We start from the raw sequence: 22,842 nt of genomic DNA, 5'->3' as shown, positions 1-22,842 counted from the left end.
TGCACCCAAGGAGTCTGAAAATGGCGAAGAAAGTACAGGCCTACATCAAGCTGCAGGTAGCAGCTGGTCAGGCTAACCCGTCACCGCCGGTTGGTCCTGCACTGGGTCAGCACGGTGTGAACATCATGGAGTTCTGTAAGGCGTTCAACGCCCAGACTCAGCAGCTGGATGCCGGTGCGCCGGTTCCTGTTGTGATCACCGTCTACAACGATCGCTCCTTCACCTTCACCATGAAGACGCCGCCGGCTTCTTACCTGCTGAAGAAGGCTGCCAAGATCAAGAGCGGTTCCGGTGAGCCGAACACCAAGAAAGTGGGCAAGGTAACCCGTGCTCAGCTGGAAGAGATCGCCAAGGCGAAAGAGCCGGATCTGACTGCTGCTGACTTGGACGCCGCTGTGCGCACTATCGCGGGCTCTGCTCGTTCCATGGGCCTGGATGTGGAGGGTTAACCAATGGCTAAACTGTCCAAGCGTCTGCGTGCCATTCGCGAAAAAGTAGAAGCCGGCAAACTGTATCAGGTAGATGAGGCTGTTGCTCTGCTGACCGAACTGTCCGGTGTGAAGTTCAAAGAGTCTGTAGATGTAGCTGTCAACCTGGGTGTTGATCCGCGTAAATCCGACCAGAACGTGCGTGGTGCTTCCGTACTGCCTCACGGTACTGGCAAGACCGTTCGTGTTGCTGTTTTTGCTCAAGGCGCCAAAGCCGAAGAAGCCAAAGAAGCCGGCGCGGACGTGGTTGGCTTTGACGACTTGGCCGAGCAGGTTCAGGGCGGCGAAATCAACTTTGACGTCGTTATTGCTTCCCCGGACGCCATGCGCGTTGTGGGTAAGCTCGGCACCATTCTGGGTCCCCGTGGCCTGATGCCGAACCCGAAGGTTGGCACCGTGACTCCTGATGTTGCCCAGGCGGTTAAAAACGCCAAGGGTGGCCAGGTGCGTTACCGTACCGACAAAGGCGGCATCATCCACTGCACCGTGGGTCAGGTAGGTTTCGACAACACCGCCATCAAGGAAAACGTGGAAGCGCTGCTGGCTGATCTGAAGAAAGCCAAGCCGTCTTCCGCCAAGGGCACTTACTTCAAGAAAGTAACCCTGTCCACCACCATGGGTCCGGGTCTGTCCATCGATCCTTCTTCCCTGGCGATGTAAGAAATTCGGTGCCCGCCTTCGGGCGGGGCCAAAAGGGCTTTGATTCCGGCTGCAGGCTGATAACCGTGTTGTCAGCTGTGTGCCGGGGCGTCAAAGACCGCAGGTTTCCGGCTGTGATTGGAGTCTGCCTTCATGAGGCAAGTAACACACCGGGATTAAGGGGTAACCGCCTGCGCAGGCGCGGTAGTTGTATCCTGATTTGATCAGGTTGTGGCTCCGCGATAATGGCCGGGAAACCGGCTCTGGCGACCGCCTCAAAATCAGATTGCAGTCGATTTTGACGGTTAATGTTTGTGAATCCAGGAGGTAAGCATGCCTTTGAATCTGGAGGACAAACGGGCGATTGTTGCTTCGGTCAATGCTGTTGCTAACGAAGCGCTGTCTGCTGTGGTTGCTGACTATCGTGGTCTCACTGTTTCTCAGATGACTGAGTTGCGGAGTAAGGCCCGTGAAACTGGCGTGTACCTGAAAGTAGTACGGAACACGCTGGCGAAGTTCGCCGTGAAAGACACCGAGTTCGAGTGTCTGAACGACGCACTGGTTGGCCCCACTGTTTTGGCTTTTTCCCAGGATGATCCGGGCGCTGCTGCTCGACTCATCAAGGACTTTGCCAAAGACAATGACGCGCTGGAAGTAAAAGCTCTGGCTGTGGGTGGTGTAACTTATGGCGCTCAGGATATCGATATCCTGGCCAAGTTGCCGACCCGCGACGAAGCGATTTCTCAGCTCATGTCCGTTATGCAGGCCCCGGTGGCCAAGTTTGTTCGTACCCTCAACGAGGTTCCTGGCAAATTTGTTCGCACCGTTGCTGCAGTCAAGGACCAGAAACAGAGTGCTGCCTGATATTCAGGCTGCGTAAAACACTACCCTATCCAATCAGGTCACCCATGATGGGGTGATTCAGGAGATTGAAAATGGCCGTTTCCAAAGAAGATATCCTCGGCGCTATCGCCGATATGAGCGTTATGGACCTCGTTGAACTGATCGAGGCCATGGAAGAGAAGTTCGGCGTAACTGCCGCTGCTGCTGTTGCTGCTGCTCCCGCAGCCGCTGGTGGTGGTGAAGCTGCTGCCGAAGAGAAGACCGAGTTTGACGTAGTTCTGACCGGCTTCGGCGATAAGAAAGTTGGCGTGATCAAGGCTGTACGTGAAGTAACTGGCCTGGGTCTGAAAGAAGCCAAAGAGCTGGTTGAAGGCGCTCCCGCTCCTGTTAAGGAAGGCGCAGCCAAAGACGAAGCCGAAGAGATCAAGAAAAAGATCGAAGAGGCTGGCGGTACCGCCGAGCTCAAGTAAGCGCATTGGCGCTATGTCTTTGCGCGCCAGCGCGCAAAGACGCCGGCTGGCAGCTATTTGGCTGCCAGCCTTTTGTCGTTTCTGTATGAGGGGTTTCATGCAGAAATATCACCAGGTGGTGATAGATCAACAGCTGAGGAACGCAGATGGCATACTCATTTACTGAGAAAAAGCGGATCCGCAAAGATTTCGGCAAGTTGCCGAAGGTGATGGATGTTCCCTACCTTCTGGCAATCCAGCTCGATTCCTACCGCAAATTCCTGCAGCAGGACAAAAGTGCAGAAGAGCGTCTGGATAACGGTCTGGAAGCGGCTTTCCGGTCAGTATTCCCGATTGCCAGTTATTCAGGTAACGCAGCACTGGAGTATGCCGGCTACGAGTTCGGCAAACCCGTGTTTGATGTGAAAGAGTGCATCATCCGCGGTACTACCTATGCCGCGCCGCTGCGCGTGCGCATTCGTCTCGTTATTTATGACCGTGAGTCATCCGGGGCGATCAAGGATATTCGTGAACAACAGGTCTACATGGGTGAGATTCCCCTGATGACCGAAAACGGTACCTTCGTTATCAACGGTACCGAGCGTGTAATCGTGTCCCAGCTGCACCGTTCTCCGGGTGTATTCTTCGACCACGACAAGGGCAAGACTCACTCCTCCGGCAAACTGCTGTATTCCGCCCGGGTGATTCCTTACCGTGGTTCCTGGCTGGACTTCGAATTCGATCCGAAAGACCTGGTCTACGTCCGGATCGACCGTCGCCGCAAGCTGCCGGCGACCATTCTGCTGCGCGCATTGGGTTACACCTCCGACGAAGTGTTGGAGATGTTCTTCGACACCAATGAGATCGTGGCAGAGGACGGCCTGTACCGCATGAAGCTGGTACCGGAGCGTCTGCGTGGTGAAACCGCCACCTTTGATATCCTCGCCGACGGCGAAGTGGTGGTTGAACGTGGCCGCCGTATTACTGCGCGTCATATTCGCCAGCTGGAAAAAGCCGGTCTTGAGTACCTGGAAATTCCTGCCGAATACCTGCAGGGCAAGTACCTGGCCAAGTCCATTATCGATCAGGATACCGGTGAGATCCTGGTTGAATGTAATACCGAACTGACAGCCGAAACCCTGGAAAAGCTGGAAGCAGCCGGTATTAACGAGTTCGAAACCCTGTACACCAACGACCTGGATAACGGCCCGTTCATGGCCGATACCCTGCGTGCAGATCCGACCCGTACGCCGCTGGAAGCCTTGGTCGAGATCTACCGCATGATGCGCCCGGGTGAGCCGCCCACCAAGGAAGCGGCTGAGAACCTGTTCAAGAACCTGTTCTTCACCGACGAGCGTTACGACCTGTCCGGTGTGGGCCGCATGAAGTTCAACCGTCGTCTCGGCCGTGAAGACGAAACCGGTCCGGGCATCCTGTTTGATGGCCGTTACTTCAGTGCCCGTACTGATGAAGAGGGCAAGCAGTACTTCGAGCAGATGGGTGAAGAGTCCTCTGACATCATCGACGTACTGAAGACACTGGTCGACATCCGCAACGGTAACGGTGTGGTCGATGATATCGATCACCTGGGTAACCGTCGTGTGCGTTCCGTGGGTGAAATGGCCGAGAACCAGTTCCGTGTGGGTCTGGTACGTGTCGAGCGTGCGGTCAAGGAGCGTCTGAGCCTGGCCGAGTCCGAAGGCCTGATGCCGCAGGATCTGATCAATTCCAAGCCGGTGGCTGCTGCCGTGAAAGAGTTCTTTGGCTCTTCCCAGCTGTCCCAGTTCATGGATCAGAACAACCCGCTGTCCGAGATCACGCACAAGCGTCGTGTTTCCGCGTTGGGCCCAGGTGGTCTGACCCGTGAGCGTGCCGGCTTTGAGGTTCGCGACGTTCACCCGACTCACTACGGTCGTGTGTGTCCGATCGAGACCCCTGAGGGGCCGAACATCGGTCTGATCAACTCCCTGGCCACCTATGCCCGCGCCAACGAGTACGGCTTCCTCGAGTCTCCGTACCTGAAAGTGATCGACGGCAAGGTCAGCGAAGAAATCGAATACCTGTCAGCCATCGAAGAAGCCGAGTGCGTGATCGCACAGGTGGACGCGAAGATGACCGACGACGGCGGTTTCGAGGAAGACTTCGTAACGGTACGCCATCGCTACGAATTTACCGTGATGGAGCGCGACACCATTACCCATATGGATGTCTCTCCCCGTCAGGTGGTGTCCGTAGCCGCGTCCCTGATCCCGTTCCTCGAGCACGATGATGCAAACCGTGCTCTGATGGGTTCCAACATGCAGCGTCAGGCTGTACCGACCTTGCGTGCTGACAAGCCGCTGGTAGGTACCGGCTTCGAGCGTCACGTAGCCCGTGACTCCGGCGTGTGTGTGGTGGCCACCCGTGGCGGTATCGTCGACAAGGTAGATGCTTCCCGCATCATCGTGAAAGTGAACGATGACGAAGTGGCAGAGGGTGAAGCAGGTGTAGACATCTACAACCTGACCAAATACACCCGTTCCAACCAGAACACCTGCATCAACCAGCGTCCGCTGGTGAAAGTGGGTGACCGGGTTGCCGCCCGCGATATCATGGCCGACGGTCCGTCCGTGGACATGGGTGAACTGGCCCTGGGTCAGAACATGCGCGTGGCGTTCATGCCCTGGAATGGTTACAACTTTGAGGATTCCATCCTCATCTCCGAGAAAGTAGTGAAGGAAGACCGTTTCACTTCCATCCACATTCAGGAGCTCACCGCGATCGCCCGTGACACCAAGCTGGGTCCGGAAGAGATCACTGCGGATATCCCCAATGTGGGCGAGGCGGCACTGTCCAAACTGGACGAGTCCGGCATCGTTTACATCGGTGCGGAAGTGGAAGCTGGCGACATTCTGGTAGGCAAGGTAACGCCGAAGGGCGAAACCCAGCTGACCCCGGAAGAGAAGCTGCTGCGTGCCATCTTCGGTGAGAAAGCCTCTGACGTGAAAGACACCTCCCTGCGTGTGTCTTCCGGCGTTAAGGGTACGGTCATCGACGTACAGGTCTTCACCCGCGATGGCGTGGAAAAAGACGAGCGTGCCAAGCAGATCGAGCAGTCTGCCCTGGAGCAGTTCCGCAAGGATCTGAAGGACGAGTACCGCATCCTCGAGCTGGACATCCTGGAGCGTCTGCGCACTGTGATGGTCGGCAAGAAGGTCAACGGTGGCGCCGGCTTCAAGCGTGGTACCGAGCTGACCGGCGAAATGCTGGATGGCCTGGACGCCGAGAAGTGGTTCGAGCTGCGCCCGGCTGACGAAGATGTGGCCGAGCAACTCGAGCGCGCCCAGCAGTACCTGGAGCAGCACAAGAAAGAGCAGGATGAGCGTTACAAGGACAAGCAGGCCAAGATCTCCGGTGGTGATGATCTGGCTCACGGTGTCCTCAAGGTGGTCAAGGTTTACCTGGCTATCAAGCGTCGCATCCAGCCCGGTGACAAGATGGCCGGTCGTCACGGTAACAAAGGTGTGATCTCCGTGATCATGCCGGAAGAAGATATGCCGTACGACGAGAACGGTGTGCCGGTGGACGTGGTATTGAACCCGCTGGGTGTTCCGTCCCGTATGAACGTGGGGCAGATTCTCGAAACCCACCTGGGGTGGGCTGCCAAGGGTCTTGGTGAGCGGATCGGCGAAATGCTGGCCGAGCAGAAGAAGATTGCGGATATCCGCACCTTCCTCGACAAGATCTACAACAAGGCCGGTGCTGGTGGTTCTCCGGAAGATCTGGACAGCTTCAGCGATGACGAAATCGTGGAACTGGCCAAGAATCTGGTGGGCGGCGTGCCCATGGCTACCGCGGTATTCGACGGTGCCAAGGAGTTCGAGATCAAGGAACTGCTGGAGCTGGCAGGCCATGACCGTTCCGGTCAGGTGCAGCTGTGGGATGGCCGTACCGGCGAAGCCTTCGATCGCAAGGTGACCGTGGGTTACATGTACATGCTGAAGTTGAACCACCTGGTGGACGACAAGATGCATGCCCGTTCCACTGGCTCCTACAGCCTGGTTACCCAGCAGCCGCTGGGTGGTAAGGCACAGTTCGGTGGTCAGCGCTTCGGTGAGATGGAAGTGTGGGCGCTGGAAGCGTATGGCGCTGCCTACACCTTGCAGGAAATGCTCACCGTGAAGTCCGATGATGTAAACGGCCGTACCCGCGTTTACAAGAACATCGTCGACGGTGATCACCGCATGGATCCGGGCATGCCGGAATCCTTCAACGTATTGCTGAAGGAAATCCGCTCTCTCGGTATCAACATCGAGCTGGAAAACGACTAAGGCAGTGGGCTCCGCACAGGTTGTGCGGAGCCACTGTGTACCCGGGTTTGGGAAAGAATTAGAGCGTAAGCTCACTACGGAGGACTGGCCTTGAAAGACTTGCTGAATCTGCTCAAAAGTCAGGGACAAGTCACGGAGTTTGACAAGATCCGCATCGCGCTCGCGCCGCCGGATCTGATCCGCTCCTGGTCTTTTGGCGAAGTAAAAAAGCCGGAGACCATTAACTACCGCACGTTCAAGCCAGAGCGTGATGGTCTGTTTTGTGCTCGTATCTTTGGTCCGATAAAAGACTACGAATGCCTGTGCGGTAAGTACAAGCGCTTGAAGCATCGTGGTGTTATCTGTGAGAAGTGTGGCGTCGAAGTCACCCTCTCCAAGGTACGCCGTGAGCGTATGGGCCACATCGAACTGGCGAGCCCCACTGCGCACATCTGGTTCCTGAAGTCACTGCCGTCCCGTATCGGCCTGATGCTGGATATGACCCTGCGTGATATCGAGCGTGTGCTGTACTTCGAATCCTTCGTCGTGACCGAGCCGGGCATGACCACTCTGGATCGTGGCCAGCTGCTGACTGACGAAGAATACTTCGATGCCCTGGAAGAGTTCGGTGACGAATTCGAAGCCAAGATGGGTGCCGAAGCCGTTCAGCAACTCCTCATGGAGCTGGATCTGGATGAAGAGATCAAGATCCTTCGCGAGGAAGTGGAATCCACCAACTCCGACACCAAGCTGAAGAAGCTGTCCAAGCGTCTCAAGCTGATGGAAGCGTTCCGTGATTCCGGCAACGCCCCGGAGTGGATGATTCTGACTGTTCTGCCGGTTCTGCCGCCGGATCTGCGTCCGCTGGTACCGCTGGACGGTGGCCGTTTCGCCACGTCCGATCTGAACGATCTGTACCGCCGTGTGATCAACCGGAACAACCGTCTCAAGCGTCTGCTGGACCTGAGCGCGCCGGACATCATCGTGCGTAACGAAAAGCGTATGCTGCAGGAATCTGTGGATGCGCTGCTGGATAACGGTCGTCGTGGCCGTGCCATCACCGGTTCCAACAAGCGTCCGCTGAAGTCCCTTGCCGACATGATCAAGGGTAAGCAGGGTCGTTTCCGTCAGAACCTGCTGGGTAAGCGTGTTGACTACTCCGGCCGTTCGGTCATTGTGGTAGGTCCGACCCTCAAGCTGCACGAGTGTGGTCTGCCCAAGAAAATGGCGCTGGAGCTGTTCAAGCCGTTCATCTTCGCCAAGCTGGAAGCCCGTGGTCTGGCGACCACCATCAAGGCGGCCAAGAAGATGGTCGAGCGTGAAACCGCTGAGGTGTGGGATATCCTCGCCGAAGTGATTCGCGAACACCCGGTCATGCTGAACCGTGCACCGACCCTTCACCGTCTCGGTATCCAGGCGTTTGAGCCAGTGCTGATTGAAGGTAAGGCTATCCAGCTTCACCCGCTGGTGTGTGCGGCCTTCAACGCTGACTTCGATGGTGACCAGATGGCGGTGCACGTACCGCTGACCCTGGAAGCCCAGCTCGAAGCCCGTGCGCTGATGATGTCCACCAACAACATCCTGTCGCCGGCAAACGGTGAGCCCATCATCGGTCCGACCCAGGACGTGGTACTGGGCCTGTACTACATCAGCCGTGAGCGTGTGAACGCCCAGGGTGAAGGTCAGGTCTTTGCCGACACCAAGGAAGTAATGCGTGCCCTGGCCAACAAGCAGGTGCACCTGCACGCCCGCGTTAAAGTGCGTGTCCACGAAGTGGTGAAAGATCAGGAAGGTAACGTGGAAGAACGTACCTTCATCGTCGATACCACACCGGGTCGCTGTAAGCTGTGGGATATCGTTCCGGCGGGTCTGGGCTTCGAAATGGTCAACCAGAACATGACCAAGAAGGCGATCAGCAAGCTGCTGAACACCTGCTACCGTATTCTGGGTACCAAAGAGACCTGTATCTTTGCTGACCAGCTGATGTATCTGGGCTTCCGCGAAGCCACCCTGTCCGGTTCCTCCATTGGTGTGGAAGACATGGTGATCCCGGATGCCAAGTACACCATGATCGACGCTGCTGAAGAGGAAGTGCGCGAGATCGAGGAGCAGTTCGCTTCCGGTCTGGTAACCCGCGGTGAGCGTTACAACAAGGTCGTGGATATCTGGGCGCGTACCAATGACCAGATCGCCAAGGCGATGATGGAGAACCTGAAAGTCGAAGTGGTGAAGAACCGCGAAGGCAAGGACGAAGAGCAGGGCTCCTTCAACTCCATCTTCATGATGGCCGATTCCGGGGCGCGGGGTTCTGCGGCCCAGATTCGTCAGCTGGCCGGCATGCGTGGTCTGATGGCCAAGCCGGATGGCTCCATCATCGAGACCCCTATTACCAGCAACTTCCGTGAAGGTCTGAACGTACTCCAGTACTTCATCTCCACTCACGGTGCTCGTAAAGGTCTGGCGGATACCGCTCTGAAGACTGCGAACTCCGGTTACCTGACCCGTCGTCTGGTTGACGTGGCGCAGGATCTGGTGGTCAACGAAGAAGATTGTGGCACCGAAGAAGGCCTGCTGATGACGCCGCTGATCGAAGGCGGTGACGTGGTAGAGCCGCTGCGCGAGCGTGTACTTGGTCGCGTGGTTGCCCGTGATGTGATGAACCCGCTGAACCAGGACGAAGTGCTGGCCGAAACCGGTACTCTGCTGGACGAAGTGTGGGTCGAAAAGCTGGAAGCCCAGGGTGTGGACGAAGTGCTGGTGCGCTCGCCGATTACCTGTGCCACCCGTTGGGGTGTGTGTTCCACCTGTTACGGCCGCGATCTGGCCCGTGGCCATCAGGTCAACGTGGGTGAGGCTGTCGGTGTTATTGCTGCCCAGTCCATTGGTGAGCCGGGTACCCAGCTGACCATGCGTACCTTCCACATTGGTGGTGCGGCGAGCCGGGCCTCTGCAGTATCCAGTATTCAGATCAAGCACGGCGGTAAGGTGCGCTTCCACAACGCCAAGCACGTACAGCACAAGGACGGTCTGGTGATCGTTTCCCGTTCCGCGGATCTGGCGGTAGCGGATGAGCTGGGCCGTGAGCGTGAGCGTTACAAGTTGCCCTACGGTGCTACCGTGACCGTGAACGAAGGTGACGTGATTGATGGCGGCCAGGTAGTGGCTACCTGGGATCCGCATACTCACCCGATCATCGCGGAAGTGGAAGGTAAGGTGCAGTTCGGTGATATGGAAGAAGGTATCTCCGTAAACCACCAGACCGATGAGCTGACCGGCCTGACCAACATTGAAGTGCTCGGTTCCCAGAACCGTCCTTCAGCAGGCAAGGACATGCGTCCTGTGATTCGTGTTGTGGACAGCAAGGGCAAGGCCGTTGTGATGCCCAACACTGACATGCCGGCCCAGTACTTCCTGCCGGGCGGCGCGCTGTGTGGCCTGAAAGATGGCGCCAACATCGGCGTGGGTGACGTGATTGCGCGGATTCCGCAGGAATCCTCCAAGACCCGTGACATCACCGGTGGTCTGCCCCGCGTGGCGGATCTGTTCGAAGCCCGTAACCCGAAAGAAGCCGCCATCCTGGCCGAGAAGACCGGTACCGTGTCCTTCGGCAAGGAAACCAAAGGCAAGGTTCGTCTGGTGATTACCCCGGACAACAGCGATGAGAACTACGAAGAGCTGATCCCCAAGTGGCGCCAGCTGAACGTGTTCGAAGGTGAGCGTGTTGAGAAAGGCGAAGTGGTCTCTGACGGCCCGCTGAACCCGCACGACATCCTGCGTCTGAAAGGCGAATCGGAACTGGCCCGTTACATTGTTAACGAAGTGCAGGAGGTTTACCGCCTGCAGGGTGTGAAGATCAATGACAAGCACATTGAGACCATCATCCGCCAGATGCTGCGCAAGGTAGAGATTCTGGAAGTTGGCGAGTCCTCCTTCATCAAGGGTGAGCAGGCTGAATATGCTCGCGTGATGGAAGAGATCGAACGCCTCAAGGCCGAAGACAAGATGCTGCCCCAGTTCGAGCGTCAGCTGCTGGGTATCACCAAGGCGTCTCTGGCCACCGAGTCCTTCATCTCCGCGGCCTCCTTCCAGGAGACCACCCGGGTACTGACCGAAGCGGCAGTGACCGGCAAGGAAGATGACCTGCGCGGTCTGAAAGAAAACGTGGTAGTGGGTCGTCTGATCCCGGCCGGTACCGGCTATGCCTACCACATGGATCGCCGCCGCCAGCGCGAAGATGCGCGTGGGCCGGAGGCGCCAACCATGGACGAGGTGGAAGCCGCCCTGTCCGAGGCTCTCAGCTCCTCCGACGAGTAAGCTGGCGAGCCGCAGGGTCCCAACGGGGCCCTGACAATCCCTTCTTCTGTCGGAGGAGGGCTGGGGACACCCTGGTATCCTTGACGGGATGCCGGGGTGTCCCTACAATCGCTGCCCCCATAATTGTATGGGTGGTAAATGGGTGGCATTGGCCGTTATCTGACGGTTTTTGTCACAGAACTGTAAGCGTGAGGCAGTAGTTTCATGGCAACTGTAAACCAGCTGGTGCGCAAGCCGCGCAAAAGCAAGGTAGAAAAGAGCGACTCCGTAGCCCTGCAGGGCTGCCCCCAGCGTCGCGGCGTTTGCACTCGGGTGTATACCACTACCCCGAAGAAGCCGAACTCCGCACTGCGTAAAGTGTGTCGTGTGCGTCTGACCAATGGTTATGAAGTATCTTCCTACATCGGTGGTGAAGGTCATAACCTGCAGGAGCACTCCGTAGTTCTGATCCGTGGCGGTCGTGTAAAAGACCTTCCCGGTGTGCGCTACCACACTGTTCGTGGAACCCTGGATACGGCAGGTGTGCAGGATCGCAAACAGCGTCGTTCCAAGTATGGCGCCAAGCGTCCCAAGAAGTAATTGAGCTACCTTTTCTGAATGCCGTAGCTCAATGAGCTGCGGAGGGATGAGTAAGGTCCGGACTCCGTTCCGGAATTACCTGAAGCTTTCCCCGCCCAAAGCGGGAACGTTAGAGGAACACATCCGATGCCAAGACGTCGCGTTGTTGCCAAACGTGAGATCCTGCCGGATCCCAAGTTTGGAAGCCAGTTGCTGGCCAAGTTCATGAACCATGTAATGGTCAGCGGTAAGAAATCCGTTTCCGAGCGTATCGTTTACGGTGCGCTGGATATCATCACCGAGCGTAAGGGTGGTGACTCCCTGGAGATGTTCGAGAAGGCCCTGGACAATATCCGTCCGGCGGTTGAGGTGAAGAGCCGCCGTGTGGGTGGTGCTACCTACCAGGTTCCTGTTGAAGTTCGCCCGAGTCGTCGTACCGCACTGGCCATGCGCTGGCTGGTAGACGCCGCCCGTAAGCGTGGCGAGAAGAGCATGCCGGCCCGCCTGGCTGGTGAAGTGATGGATGCAGCCGAAGGTAAAGGTGCAGCGATGAAGAAACGTGAAGACGTGCATCGCATGGCCGAAGCCAACAAGGCGTTCTCCCACTTCCGCTTCTAAGGCAGAAGGCAAAAGAGTCAACCGGCCTGCCATCAGGCCGGTTTTTGTATTTGAACCAGTGAATCGAGGTTAGCAGCGTGGCACGTCAGACTCCTCTCAATCGCTATCGCAATATTGGTATCTGTGCGCACGTAGATGCGGGCAAGACCACCACTACCGAGCGTATTCTTTTCTACACCGGCATCTCCCACAAGATTGGTGAGGTGCACGATGGTGCTGCCACCATGGACTGGATGGAGCAGGAGCAGGAGCGTGGTATTACCATCACCTCTGCTGCTACTACCACCTTCTGGCAGGGCATGGACCAGCAGTATGACCGTCACCGGATCAACATCATCGATACTCCCGGACACGTGGACTTTACCATTGAGGTAGAGCGTTCCCTGCGTGTACTGGATGGTGCCGTGGTGGTGTTCTGTGGTTCTTCCGGTGTTGAGCCCCAGTCCGAGACTGTATGGCGTCAGGCTAACAAGTACGAAGTACCGCGCATCGTGTTCGTCAACAAGATGGACCGTGCTGGCGCGAACTTCGACTCCGTGTGCGAGCAGATCCGCAAGCGTCTGGGCGCCAAGATCGTGCCGATCCAGTACAACATCGGCGCGGAAGATGACTTCAAGGGTCTGGTCGACCTGATCCGGATGAAGGCCATCTACTGGAATGAAGAAGACATGGGTGCCACCTACGAAGAAGGTGATATCCCGGCTGATATCCAGGGCCGCTGTGACGAACTGCGCGAGCAGATGATGGAATCTGCCGCAGAAGCGTCTGAAGAGCTGATGGAGAAGTACCTGGAAAACGGTGAGCTTTCCAACGATGAGATCAAGGCGGGTCTGCGTCAGCAGGTACTGGCCAATGAAATCGTTCTCGGCCTGTGTGGCTCTGCGTTCAAGAACAAGGGTGTACAGGCTCTGCTGGACGCTGTCGTTGAATTCCTGCCGGCCCCGGATGAAGTAAAAGCCATCCAGGGCGTGCTGGACGACGGTGAAACGGTTGAATCACGTAAGTCTTCCGACGACGAGCCCTTCTCAGCGCTGGCGTTCAAGATCGCCACCGACCCGTTCGTAGGCTCTCTGACCTTTATTCGCGTTTACTCCGGCGTGCTTAACTCCGGTGATAGCGTGATGAACTCCGTGCGCCAGAAGAAAGAGCGTGTGGGGCGTCTGTTGCAGATGCACTCCAACTCCCGTGAGGAGATCAAGGAAGTGCGCGCGGGTGATATCGCGGCGTGTGTTGGTCTGAAGGACATCACCACCGGTGACACCCTGTGTGATCTCAACAAGCCGATCGTGCTTGAGCGTATGGAATTCCCGGATCCGGTAATCTCCGTAGCGGTGGAGCCGAAGTCCAAGGCTGACCAGGAAAAGATGGGCCTGGCACTGGGTCGTCTGGCTCAGGAAGACCCCTCTTTCCGTGTGAAGACCGACGAAGAATCCGGCCAGACTATCATCTCTGGTATGGGCGAACTGCATCTGGACATCATCGTTGACCGCATGAAGCGCGAGTTCAAGGTTGAATGTAACGTGGGCGCGCCGCAGGTAGCTTACCGCGAGACCTTCACCAAGGCTTCCGATGTGGAAGGCAAGTTCGTGAAGCAGTCCGGTGGTCGTGGTCAGTACGGTCACGTCAAGGTACGTTTCGAGCCCATCGACCGTGATGAAGAGTTCCAGTTCGCGGAAGAAATTCACGGTGGTACCGTACCGAAGGAATACTTTGGCGCCGTACAGAAGGGTATCGACGAGCAGCTGCAGGCAGGTGTTCTGGCGGGTTACCCGATCCTGGGCGTGAAAGCGACCCTGTACGATGGTTCCTACCACGAGGTGGATTCCAACGAAAACGCCTTCCGTATGGCCGGTGCACTGGCTGTGAAAAATGCCGCTAAAGAAGGTGGTGCTGTGCTGCTTGAGCCGATGATGAAGGTGGAAGCGGTAACCCCGGAAGAGTACATGGGTGACGTGATGGGCGACCTGAACCGTCGTCGCGGCATGGTACAGGGCATGGAAGACACCATGGCCGGTAAAGTGATCCGCGCTGAGGTTCCGCTCTCTGAAATGTTCGGTTACGCTACTGACCTGCGTTCCATGTCTCAGGGTCGCGCCAGCTACTCCATGGAGTTCCTGAAGTACGCTGAAGCACCGAAGAATATCGCTGATGACGTCATCAGCGGCAAGAAATCTTAAATTTACGGTTAATTGTTAAGGGTATAGAACCGTGGCAAAGGAAAAGTTTGAACGTAATAAACCGCACGTAAACGTAGGCACCATCGGTCACGTTGACCATGGTAAAACCACTCTGACCGCTGCGCTGACTCGCGTATGTGCGGAAGTATGGGGCGGCGCTGCCGTTGCCTTCGACGGTATCGACAATGCTCCGGAAGAGCGTGAGCGTGGTATCACCATCGCTACCTCTCACGTAGAGTACGATTCCCCGACTCGTCACTACGCCCACGTAGACTGCCCCGGGCACGCTGATTATGTGAAGAACATGATCACCGGTGCTGCCCAGATGGACGGCGCGATCCTGGTATGTTCCGCTGCTGATGGCCCGATGCCGCAGACCCGCGAGCACATCCTGCTGTCCCGTCAGGTTGGCGTACCTTACATCGTTGTGTTCCTGAACAAAGCGGACATGGTAGACGATGAAGAGCTGCTCGAGCTGGTAGAGATGGAAATCCGCGAGCTGCTGAACGACTACGACTTCCCGGGCGACGACACCCCGATCATCAAGGGTTCTGCCCTGAAAGCGCTGGAAGGCGACACCAGCGACATCGGCATGCCTGCCGTGCAGAAGCTGGTTGAGTGCCTGGACGAGTACATCCCGGAGCCGGAGCGTGCCGTAGACCAGCCGTTCCTGATGCCGATCGAAGACGTATTCTCCATCTCTGGTCGCGGTACTGTAGTAACCGGCCGTGTAGAGCGTGGCATCATCAAGGTGGGTGAGGAAATCGAGATCGTGGGTATCCACGACACCACCAAGACCACTTGTACCGGTGTTGAGATGTTCCGCAAGCTGCTGGACGAAGGCCGTGCGGGTGAGAACGTTGGTGTACTGCTGCGTGGTACCAAGCGTGACGAAGTAGAGCGTGGTCAGGTCCTGGCGAAGCCCGGTTCCATCACTCCGCACACCAAGTTCGTTGCCGAGGTATACGTACTGAGCAAGGACGAAGGTGGCCGTCACACCCCGTTCTTCAACGGTTACCGTCCGCAGTTCTACTTCCGTACCACCGACGTCACCGGTGCTTGCACCCTGCCGGAAGGTACTGAAATGGTAATGCCGGGCGACAACGTTCAGATGGACGTTGAGCTGATCGCTCCGATCGCCATGGAAGACGGCCTGCGCTTCGCTATCCGCGAAGGTGGTCGTACCGTTGGCGCTGGTGTGGTAGCCAAGATCACCGAGTAATTCGTTACCCGGTATCAGAAAAAGGGTCGCTTCGGCGGCCCTTTTTTGTTTTGCGAAAAAGCAGGGAGTGCCGCGCAAGGCGCTTGCTTTCCCCCTTCCCACATCCGCACTGCTGCAGTGCCTGAGTCCAGCCTTGATCCGGCTCAGCGAGTCTCTCCTGTGAATCCCTGATTGCTTTTCCTTTGCCTCAGTGGCTCTGTCATGGAGAGCAGGCTGTTTTCCGCGACTTGATTTACCCTGTCGGTAACGCTATGCGGTGTGGCGTTGGCTGGCGGGATGTTATCGGAATTGCCTATCGCTGTTGTTGGCGAACAAACAGAAAGCTGTGACCGGGTTGGCGAAAAAGGAGCGCCGCAAAGCCTTAATTGGGGCTGATATAGCCAAAAGTATATGCTTGGTCGATTTCTGGCTTAGCTGTTGGGCTCAGGTCTCGTAAAACCTCATAGTAAGACCGTTCCCTTTTAGTGTTACCCCTCTACACATTTTCATGCGTCAGGCGTTAGATTGCCCATGTGAAGGATTGAGTTGTTTCTCGGCCATTAACTGGCTGCTAACTACTGGGCTACTGGGGAAAGGGAATGTCCACGATCTCAATTTTTGGACTGGGCTACGTTGGCGCAGTCTGCACCGCATGTTTTGCCAAAAAAGGTCACCATGTCATCGGCATGGATGTTAGCGAGGGCAAGGTGGCCCAGGTGCAAAAGGGGGAGTCACCCATTGTGGAAGAGCAGCTCGGCGAGCTGTTGTCCGAGGGGGTGGCTGCCGGCCGGATTACGGCAACCACCGACGCCCGTCAGGCGGTAACCGATAGCCAGGTTTCCTTTGTTTGTGTGGGAACGCCCAGCGACGAAAGCGGCTTTCTCAACACCCGCTATCTCAAGGCGGTGTGTGAAGACATCGGCCTGGCGTTGCGCGACAAGGATGATGTGCACCTGGTGGTCATTCGTAGCACGGTGCTGCCCGGTCTGGTGCGTGGCGAGTTGCTGCCGATCCTCGAGCAGGCCTCCGGAAAACAGGCCGGGGTAGATTTCCTGCTGGCGGTCAATCCGGAGTTTCTGCGTGAATCCACGGCTATCTATGACTTCTTCAACCCGCCCATGACCGTGGTTGGCGGCATGAACGAGGACGCTTCCGACGCCCTCGCCGCGCTCTACGAAGGGCTGGATGCGCCTCTGGTGAAGATGGCTCTGGAAGAGGCAGAGCTGGTTAAGTACGCCTGTAACTCCTGGCATGCCACCAAGGTGTCGTTTGCCAATGAGATCGGCAATATCGCCAAGCAGGCCGGTGTGGACGGGCGCCGGGTGATGGAAGTGGTATGCATGGACAACAAGCTGAACCTGTCCAGCTATTACATGAAACCCGGTTTTGCCTATGGCGGTTCCTGTCTGCCAAAAGATGTACGCGCATTGAATGCCTGGTGTGCCAAGGTGTCTCTGCCATCGCCGCTGCTGGCCTCGCTGTCCAGTAGCAATGACAACCAGGTGGAGCGGGCCATGACCATGATCCGCGAATCTGGCATGAAGAAAGTCGGCATGCTGGGGCTGAGTTTCAAGCCGGGTACCGATGACTTGCGGGAGAGCCCGCTGGTGAGTCTGGCCGCGCGCCTGGTGGCAGAGGGCTACGAGTTGGCCATCCACGACAGTAACGTGAGTTATGCCAGCAAGCACAGCCCGGTAGCGGAACAGCTGTGGAGTAGTTATGGCGAGCTGTTCAACTGTTTGACCGATGATATGGATCAGCTGGTGGACAGCAGTGAAGTGGTCGTGGTCGGCCATGCCATTCCTGCCTTCAAGGCCGTGGCGGATACGGTGAACAGCGGACGTTTGCTGATTGACCTGTGTGGTTATCTGCCCGGTGTTTCCAGTGAAGATCGTCAGGGTATCTGCTGGTAACGGCCATGAAAAACCTCGGAGAATGGCTGTTATGGCTGTCCGTGGTAATGGGGTTGGCGTTACTTATCGACCCTGCCTACCTGGACAGTGATGACCGCAAGTTCATCCTGTTGATCGGAGCCATTGGCCTGTGGCGTTACTCCATTGGGGGTATGCACCTGTTACGGGGGATCTGGTTCATGCGGGTAAGATTTCCCGCCATGCGGCGCCAGATTGCCCGTGACCCGGATGCCTACAAGCCCAGCCATGTCTATTTGGTGGTAACCAGCTTCCGGATCCCGGCGGATACTACGTGGAACGTGTATGCCAGCGTGTTCCGTGAAGCGGTGGGCTGCGGGACACCCGCTACGGTGGTGGTGTCCATTGTGGAGCGCGCTGACGAGAATCTGATTCGCCAGTGTCACCGGGAGTTTGACCCTGGCGGTTGCGTGAAGCTGATCATTTGCCGTGCCCGGGGTACCGGAAAGAGGGATGGACTGGCGCTGGCGTTTCGGGCGGTCAGCCGAACCATGCCGGACCGCGATGCGGTGGTGGGCGTGGTGGATGGCGATACCATGCTGGCTCCGGATTGCGTGCGCGATTCGGTCTGCTTTTTTGGCCTGATGCCCAATCTGGGCGGGCTGACCACCAATGAGCAGTGTGTGGTGCGGGGAAGTCGCATTATGCGTGACTGGCACACCATGCGCTTCGCCCAGCGTCACCTGAATATGTGTTCCATGGCCTTGTCCCACCGGGTGCTGACCATGACCGGGCGGATGTCGTTTTTCCGTGCGGCTGTACTCACGGCCCCGGAGTTCATTGCCGATGTGGAAGCCGACCACCTGGAGCACTGGCGGCTGGGCAAATTCCGATTTCTTACCGGTGATGACAAGTCCAGCTGGAACTCGCTGATGACTTTGGGCTGGGATACGTTCTACGTGCCGGATGCCCATACCCTTACGGTGGAGCATCCGCCTCACCACCGGTTTGTTCCCGCCACACTGCAGTTGATGTTTCGTTGGTATGGCAATTCGTTGCGGCAGAACCTGCGAGCCACCCGGTTGGGCTGGCGTCGATTGGGGGTGTTCACCACTTTCGTGCTGTATGACCAGCGCATCAGCATGTGGACCTGCCTGATTGGTTTGACGGCGGCCCTGATGATGGCATCGCTGCAAAACTGGCAATTGTTCGTGGTGTACCTGTTTTGGATTTCGTTATCCCGCACCTTTGTAGCGCTGCTGCTCAAGGTGACCTGCCACCCTGTGGGGCCTCTGTATCCAGTGTTGCTGTACTACAACCAGGTGGTGGGTTCTCTGGTGAAAATCTTTGCTCTGTTTCATCTTGATCGGCAAAGCTGGACACGCCAGAAGACGAAGTTGTCCGTCCAGAATGCAGGCTTTGATGCAGCCTTTAATCGCATCAGCTCAAAAACCATGCTGTTTTCGGCTGGAAGTCTGTTTGTCTGTTTGATGATGCTGCTAACCGGCAGTTAAACACAGCGGCCGACTGATTCGGGGAACGGGTGCTGTCAAGGAGGGAAGGATCATGGAAGAGAAAAAGGTCAGGCAAGTGCATGAGTCTCAGGAAGAGCGACAACATGTACGTGTGAAACTGCAGGGTAGTCTGCGGCTGAGAATGCAGAGCCCGGTGAAAGGGATTTTCTCCCTTGAAGATGTATCCCTGGGGGGGCTGTCCTTTATTGCCGGTCAGGTAAACCTGACACCGGGCACCCTGTGCCACGGTGAAATCGTGTTTCGTCTCGGCCGCGCCAATCTGTCCATGCCGATCAGCTTCAAGGTCATCTATCAGCAGGCTGACAGTCAGCGGGTGGGCGGACAGTACACCGTGATCGATCAACAGAACACGGACCTCCTGAGGTTGTTGATCAGCAACTATCTGGCCGGTGAGCTCACCGAGCTGGACGATGTCATCGACAACATGAAGCGGGAGAACTATGTGGCTACCCGTAAGAACAAGCAGCAAGCAGCCGGGCGTACCTTTTGGGATCGCGCTCGCGCCATGTCGGTGAGCATACTGTTTTTTGTGGCTGGCTTGTTGGCTTTTCTGTTTGTGGCCTGGAAGCTTTACCAGCATGCCTTCCTTACCCACGCCGAAGATGCCTGGGTGTCCCTCCCCGGCAAGACCGTACTGATGCCGGAAAACGGTTATGTTCAGCTGTTGATTCCCGAAGGCACTACACAGGTTGAACAGGGGCAGCCGTTGTTGACCGTGTCGTCACGGTTGGTGGCGCGACTGAACAATGGTGTGCTGCTGGATAGTCTGGATCCCAAGCAGGTACGTGCGCTGGTAGATGCGGCGGTATTTGACGTGACACTTAACAGTCCCTGCGACTGTGAGATCGCAGAACTGCAGGTGCAGGATGGTGAGTTTGTCCACAAGGACAACGTGTTGATGAAGCTGGTTGACCCCTCCGGGCCGGTGTCGATCACGGCCCTGTTTTCAGGCAATGCAGCTTCGCTGGATGCGGGCGTTGGTGAAACGGTGACGGTCCGTTATCTGGACGGCGAGACCGATGGCAGTGCCACCATCACCCAGCTGGTCAGGGATGAGGAAAGTGGTTTGTTGCGAATGCAGATTAGCGGTTCGCGGGAATTGCCTTCCTCTGCCCAGAATCAACCCGTCAGCGTCACGGTGCATCCGGCATGGTTACCCGTACTCTGATTCTTTGCCTGGCCGCAGCATTGGCCGGTTGCCAGATGCCGGCGGACACCAGCACCGCCCGCTATCTGCTGGCCCAGGGCAATACTTCTCTGGCTCGTGACCAGTTGCGAGAGCTGGCTGAGGCAGGAGACTCGGCGGCCCAGGTGGAGTACGGCAAGCTGCTGGCGAGCGATCAGGGCACGGATCCGTCAGAGGCCATGGAGTGGTACCAGCGCGCCTGGCGCCAGCATGACTATCGAGCTGGCCCTGCCAGCCTGCGGCTCTTCAAACGTTACCAGGGCAGCCTGGCGTTCGGCGAAACGCGCGCGCGCGAATTGCTGGAGCCGTTGCGCCCACGGGAAAGCACGGAAGACCTGCAGCTGGCGCTGGATATTGTTGCGCTTTATCCGGGGGCGGCTAACGACAGTCAGTGGCAGGAGTGGCTGCGGCTCTATCGTCGTAGCTGCGTCATCGACTGCTACTTCGAAACCTATGCCGGGCGTTACGCCCAGCATCGTGAACAGTTTTCCCAGGCTGAGATGCTCTATGGCAAGGCGCTGCATCGTGACCCTCGCGCTGTGGAGTACCTGCAGGACATGCTTTGGAAAAACCAGCAGCCGGAACGGTTTGTGGCGATGATGCAGGCGCTGGAAGGGGATGTGACCCTGGATGGCGCTTACTGTTTGCGTGTGGCGACGCTGATCAAGGCCAATGCCACCAGCGCAGAGCATGACCCGTCCGTAATGCGCTGGCTGCAGCGCGCTGCAGATAACGGCGAGCCTCTCGCCTTGTCGGAACAGCTGCGTTACATGCTGGCCTGGCCTGATTACTACTCCCACCGGGAATTCACTGACAAGGTCGCCGAGCTGATGCCGAAGGATCCAGCGGTGGCGCGGTTCTATCGGGCACAGGGGGATATTCAGTCCGAGTGGTATGCCCTCAAGCCCGAGCGCGCCCGGGATGATCTTGAGGTGCTGGTGGAGCAGGGCATGGCCCAGGCATTGATGGCGCTGGGCTCACTTTATGAACGTGGCTTTCTGGGGGAGGCCGATATGGAAAAGGCAGTGACGTACTACGCCCGTGCGGCGCAAGCGGGCATCGCTCAGGGGGATGAAGCGTTGTCCAGGCTTTACCTCACCGGGCGTGGAATGATGCGTGATCCCATCAAAGCCTATGCCCACAAGCAGGCAAGCAAGGTATTGCTGCCAAGAACAGCCCGGGAAGAAGCCCGTGAAACACTGGTTCTGCCGGAGAGTCTGCAACCTGCCGGCGAACAGGCGGCAGAGAAACTGGTGGCGCAGCGTCGTCGTTGGCTGGAGGAGCAGTTCCATGTCGCGATTACGCAATAGTTCCCTGGCGCTGATGTTGGCGGTTGCGGCGCTGAAGGCCGGTGCTGCAACCCCATTGCCGATTCATACCTATGATCAGCGTCTTTATTTCAGTGGTGGCGAATCACCGGATTATCAGAAGCTGTTCATTGATGATCAGACCGAGCCCAATGGGCTGCTGCGTTATGAGCCACGTTACTACTGGCGTAGCGGAGATACCGAGTGGCATCGCTGGGATGCCCAGTTACGGGCCAAGCTGTTGGTGGCGGCAGGCCGCCCCAGCAGTCTGCAGGCGGATGAGAATGGCCGTATTCAGGAGGATGAGCATTACGCCGAACTGCGGGATGCCTGGATCCGGCGCCGCATGTTGTTTGGCGCTCCCTCCCTGTCACTGGCCTTCGGTCGTCAATCCTACAAGGATGAAGAAGGGGTGATCTGGGATTTGCCCCTAGAAAGTCTCAACCTGGATTATCAGTCCAGCCACTGGCGTGCCCATCTGATTGCGGGTCAACAGCTGACAACCTTCCGCTCGGATGAATCGGATCTGGATCCCCGTGATGAGGACATTACCCGTGTATTGGCCGGGGTGGGCAAGCAGTGGGCGCCCGGTCACTGGTGGGACCTGCGGGTGCATTACCAGGATGACCGCTCCGGAGCCCAGGTGGAGCGCTTCGAGGACCTGCTGGATGTGCGCGACTTCACCGGGTATTGGGCGGGTGTCAGGTTGCACGGTGAGAGCGGTCATGCACCGGCTGTGGGTTATACCGTCAATGCCCTGTTTCAGGAGGGGGATCTTGATCGCTATGTTATCGACGGCGACGGGAGCAGCCTGGACAGTGAGGACCGGGTACAGGGCTTTTTCGTTCAGGGAGAGCTCTTCGGTCGGCTGGACAGTTTGAGTTGGCGCCCGGGCTTGGGGGTGCGTGCCGCGACCACAGACGAACCGGAATACGCGGTAAATGATGGTTACTTCCAGAGCCGGGTGCAGAGTAACCGGCGCCCCGGGGTGGCAGATCTGTCCACTGGGCCGCTGGGGGATCTGATCGACTATGAGATGCATAACCTGGCCTATGCGGCGGTGTGGTACGAGCAGCAGCTATGGCCCCGTGCGGAACTGGAGGTGCTGGCGGGCTCCCTGCAAAGGCTGAATGACACTCTTCGGGTAAACAGTCAGATCAGTAACCCACTTGTGGATGGTGAATCGCATCTGGGCGATGTGATGAATGTGGCACTGGGCTGGAAGTCCTTCCCGCTGGCGGTGTCCGAACGGCGCCAGATGCAGTTGTCCGCACGGCTGAGTTATTCGTCTTTTGGCATGGGGAACGCCTACCAGCGGCCTGAGCGGATTCATCAGATCCTGTTTGTTATCGCAGGGAGGTGGTAAC

Annotated in this window: 15 protein-coding genes; all 15 read left to right on the top strand. The window is 57.4% G+C overall.

Translation table 11 applies throughout. The features are described from left to right. Positions 1–20: 20 nt before the first annotated feature. The 15 genes from rplK (at position 21) to HF945_RS12725 (ending at position 22,841) form a co-directional block, all read left to right on the top strand. Positions 21–449: a 50S ribosomal protein L11 gene (rplK, locus tag HF945_RS12795; RefSeq protein ID WP_022986305.1), complete on the top strand. Its 429-nt coding sequence runs from the start codon at positions 21–23 to the stop codon at positions 447–449. Positions 450–452: 3 nt separating this feature from the next. After that, entirely contained in the window at positions 453–1,148 is a 696-nt protein-coding gene (gene rplA / locus HF945_RS12790; RefSeq protein ID WP_290522971.1) for a 50S ribosomal protein L1, read from the top strand. Between the two features lie 312 nt (positions 1,149–1,460). Next, positions 1,461–1,991: a 50S ribosomal protein L10 gene (rplJ, locus tag HF945_RS12785; protein WP_290522970.1), complete on the top strand. Its 531-nt coding sequence runs from the start codon at positions 1,461–1,463 to the stop codon at positions 1,989–1,991. 71 nt (positions 1,992–2,062) lie between these two features. Next, positions 2,063–2,440 carry a 50S ribosomal protein L7/L12 gene (rplL, locus tag HF945_RS12780; RefSeq protein ID WP_290522969.1) on the top strand — a complete coding sequence of 126 codons (378 nt, stop codon included), beginning with the start codon at positions 2,063–2,065 and terminating at the stop codon, positions 2,438–2,440. Positions 2,441–2,586: 146 nt separating this feature from the next. Next, positions 2,587–6,729, top strand: a complete 4,143-nt coding sequence (gene rpoB / locus HF945_RS12775) for a DNA-directed RNA polymerase subunit beta (protein ID WP_290522968.1) — start codon at positions 2,587–2,589, stop codon at positions 6,727–6,729. A 90-nt stretch (positions 6,730–6,819) separates the two neighbouring features. Further along, a complete protein-coding gene (gene rpoC / locus HF945_RS12770; RefSeq protein ID WP_290522967.1) occupies positions 6,820–11,022 on the top strand; it encodes a DNA-directed RNA polymerase subunit beta' in 4,203 nt (1,400 codons plus the stop codon). Between the two features lie 204 nt (positions 11,023–11,226). Further along, on the top strand, positions 11,227–11,601 hold the full coding sequence (gene rpsL, locus HF945_RS12765; protein WP_022986299.1) for a 30S ribosomal protein S12: 375 nt from the start codon (positions 11,227–11,229) through the stop codon (positions 11,599–11,601). Between the two features lie 126 nt (positions 11,602–11,727). After that, on the top strand, positions 11,728–12,198 hold the full coding sequence (gene rpsG / locus HF945_RS12760) for a 30S ribosomal protein S7 (protein WP_290522966.1): 471 nt from the start codon (positions 11,728–11,730) through the stop codon (positions 12,196–12,198). 77 nt (positions 12,199–12,275) lie between these two features. After that, complete coding sequence (gene fusA / locus HF945_RS12755; protein ID WP_290522965.1) at positions 12,276–14,375, top strand: elongation factor G; 2,100 nt, start codon at positions 12,276–12,278, stop codon at positions 14,373–14,375. A 31-nt stretch (positions 14,376–14,406) separates the two neighbouring features. Next, positions 14,407–15,597: an elongation factor Tu gene (gene tuf / locus HF945_RS12750; RefSeq protein WP_290522964.1), complete on the top strand. Its 1,191-nt coding sequence runs from the start codon at positions 14,407–14,409 to the stop codon at positions 15,595–15,597. A gap of 578 nt (positions 15,598–16,175) precedes the next feature. Then, positions 16,176–17,489 carry a UDP-glucose/GDP-mannose dehydrogenase family protein gene (locus tag HF945_RS12745; protein WP_290522963.1) on the top strand — a complete coding sequence of 438 codons (1,314 nt, stop codon included), beginning with the start codon at positions 16,176–16,178 and terminating at the stop codon, positions 17,487–17,489. A gap of 5 nt (positions 17,490–17,494) precedes the next feature. Then, entirely contained in the window at positions 17,495–18,961 is a 1,467-nt protein-coding gene (locus tag HF945_RS12740; RefSeq protein ID WP_290522962.1) for a glycosyltransferase, read from the top strand. Between the two features lie 52 nt (positions 18,962–19,013). Then, on the top strand, positions 19,014–20,150 hold the full coding sequence (locus HF945_RS12735; protein ID WP_290522961.1) for an HlyD family efflux transporter periplasmic adaptor subunit: 1,137 nt from the start codon (positions 19,014–19,016) through the stop codon (positions 20,148–20,150). Beyond that, the gene (locus HF945_RS12730) at positions 20,132–21,478 is read left to right on the top strand and encodes a sel1 repeat family protein (protein WP_290522960.1); all 1,347 of its coding nucleotides are present in this window, start codon (positions 20,132–20,134) and stop codon (positions 21,476–21,478) included. The genes HF945_RS12735 and HF945_RS12730 overlap by 19 nt, the downstream gene beginning before the upstream one ends. Beyond that, a complete protein-coding gene (locus tag HF945_RS12725) occupies positions 21,459–22,841 on the top strand; it encodes an alginate export family protein (RefSeq protein WP_290522959.1) in 1,383 nt (460 codons plus the stop codon). The genes HF945_RS12730 and HF945_RS12725 overlap by 20 nt, the downstream gene beginning before the upstream one ends. The last annotated feature ends 1 nt before the right edge of the window (position 22,842 follow it).

The organism is Alcanivorax sp. (assembly GCF_017794965.1).
GTDB lineage: Bacteria > Pseudomonadota > Gammaproteobacteria > Pseudomonadales > Alcanivoracaceae > Alcanivorax.
The sequence above is the reverse complement of the archived record's forward strand: the minus strand, read 5'-3'. Positions and strand labels throughout refer to the sequence as shown.

Bases quoted from the DNA above. Each gene is read 5' to 3' on its own strand.
- rpsL (WP_022986299.1), top strand. From the start codon at position 11,227: ATGGCAACTGTAAACCAGCTGGTGCGCAAGCCGCGCAAAAGCAAGGTA.
- rpsG (WP_290522966.1), top strand. From the start codon at position 11,728: ATGCCAAGACGTCGCGTTGTTGCCAAACGTGAGATCCTGCCGGATCCC.
- HF945_RS12735 (WP_290522961.1), top strand. From the start codon at position 19,014: ATGGAAGAGAAAAAGGTCAGGCAAGTGCATGAGTCTCAGGAAGAGCGA.
- rplA (WP_290522971.1), top strand. From the start codon at position 453: ATGGCTAAACTGTCCAAGCGTCTGCGTGCCATTCGCGAAAAAGTAGAA.
- rplJ (WP_290522970.1), top strand. From the start codon at position 1,461: ATGCCTTTGAATCTGGAGGACAAACGGGCGATTGTTGCTTCGGTCAAT.
- rplL (WP_290522969.1), top strand. From the start codon at position 2,063: ATGGCCGTTTCCAAAGAAGATATCCTCGGCGCTATCGCCGATATGAGC.
- HF945_RS12745 (WP_290522963.1), top strand. From the start codon at position 16,176: ATGTCCACGATCTCAATTTTTGGACTGGGCTACGTTGGCGCAGTCTGC.
- HF945_RS12730 (WP_290522960.1), top strand. From the start codon at position 20,132: ATGGTTACCCGTACTCTGATTCTTTGCCTGGCCGCAGCATTGGCCGGT.
- HF945_RS12740 (WP_290522962.1), top strand. From the start codon at position 17,495: ATGAAAAACCTCGGAGAATGGCTGTTATGGCTGTCCGTGGTAATGGGG.
- HF945_RS12725 (WP_290522959.1), top strand. From the start codon at position 21,459: ATGTCGCGATTACGCAATAGTTCCCTGGCGCTGATGTTGGCGGTTGCG.
- rplK (WP_022986305.1), top strand. From the start codon at position 21: ATGGCGAAGAAAGTACAGGCCTACATCAAGCTGCAGGTAGCAGCTGGT.
- rpoB (WP_290522968.1), top strand. From the start codon at position 2,587: ATGGCATACTCATTTACTGAGAAAAAGCGGATCCGCAAAGATTTCGGC.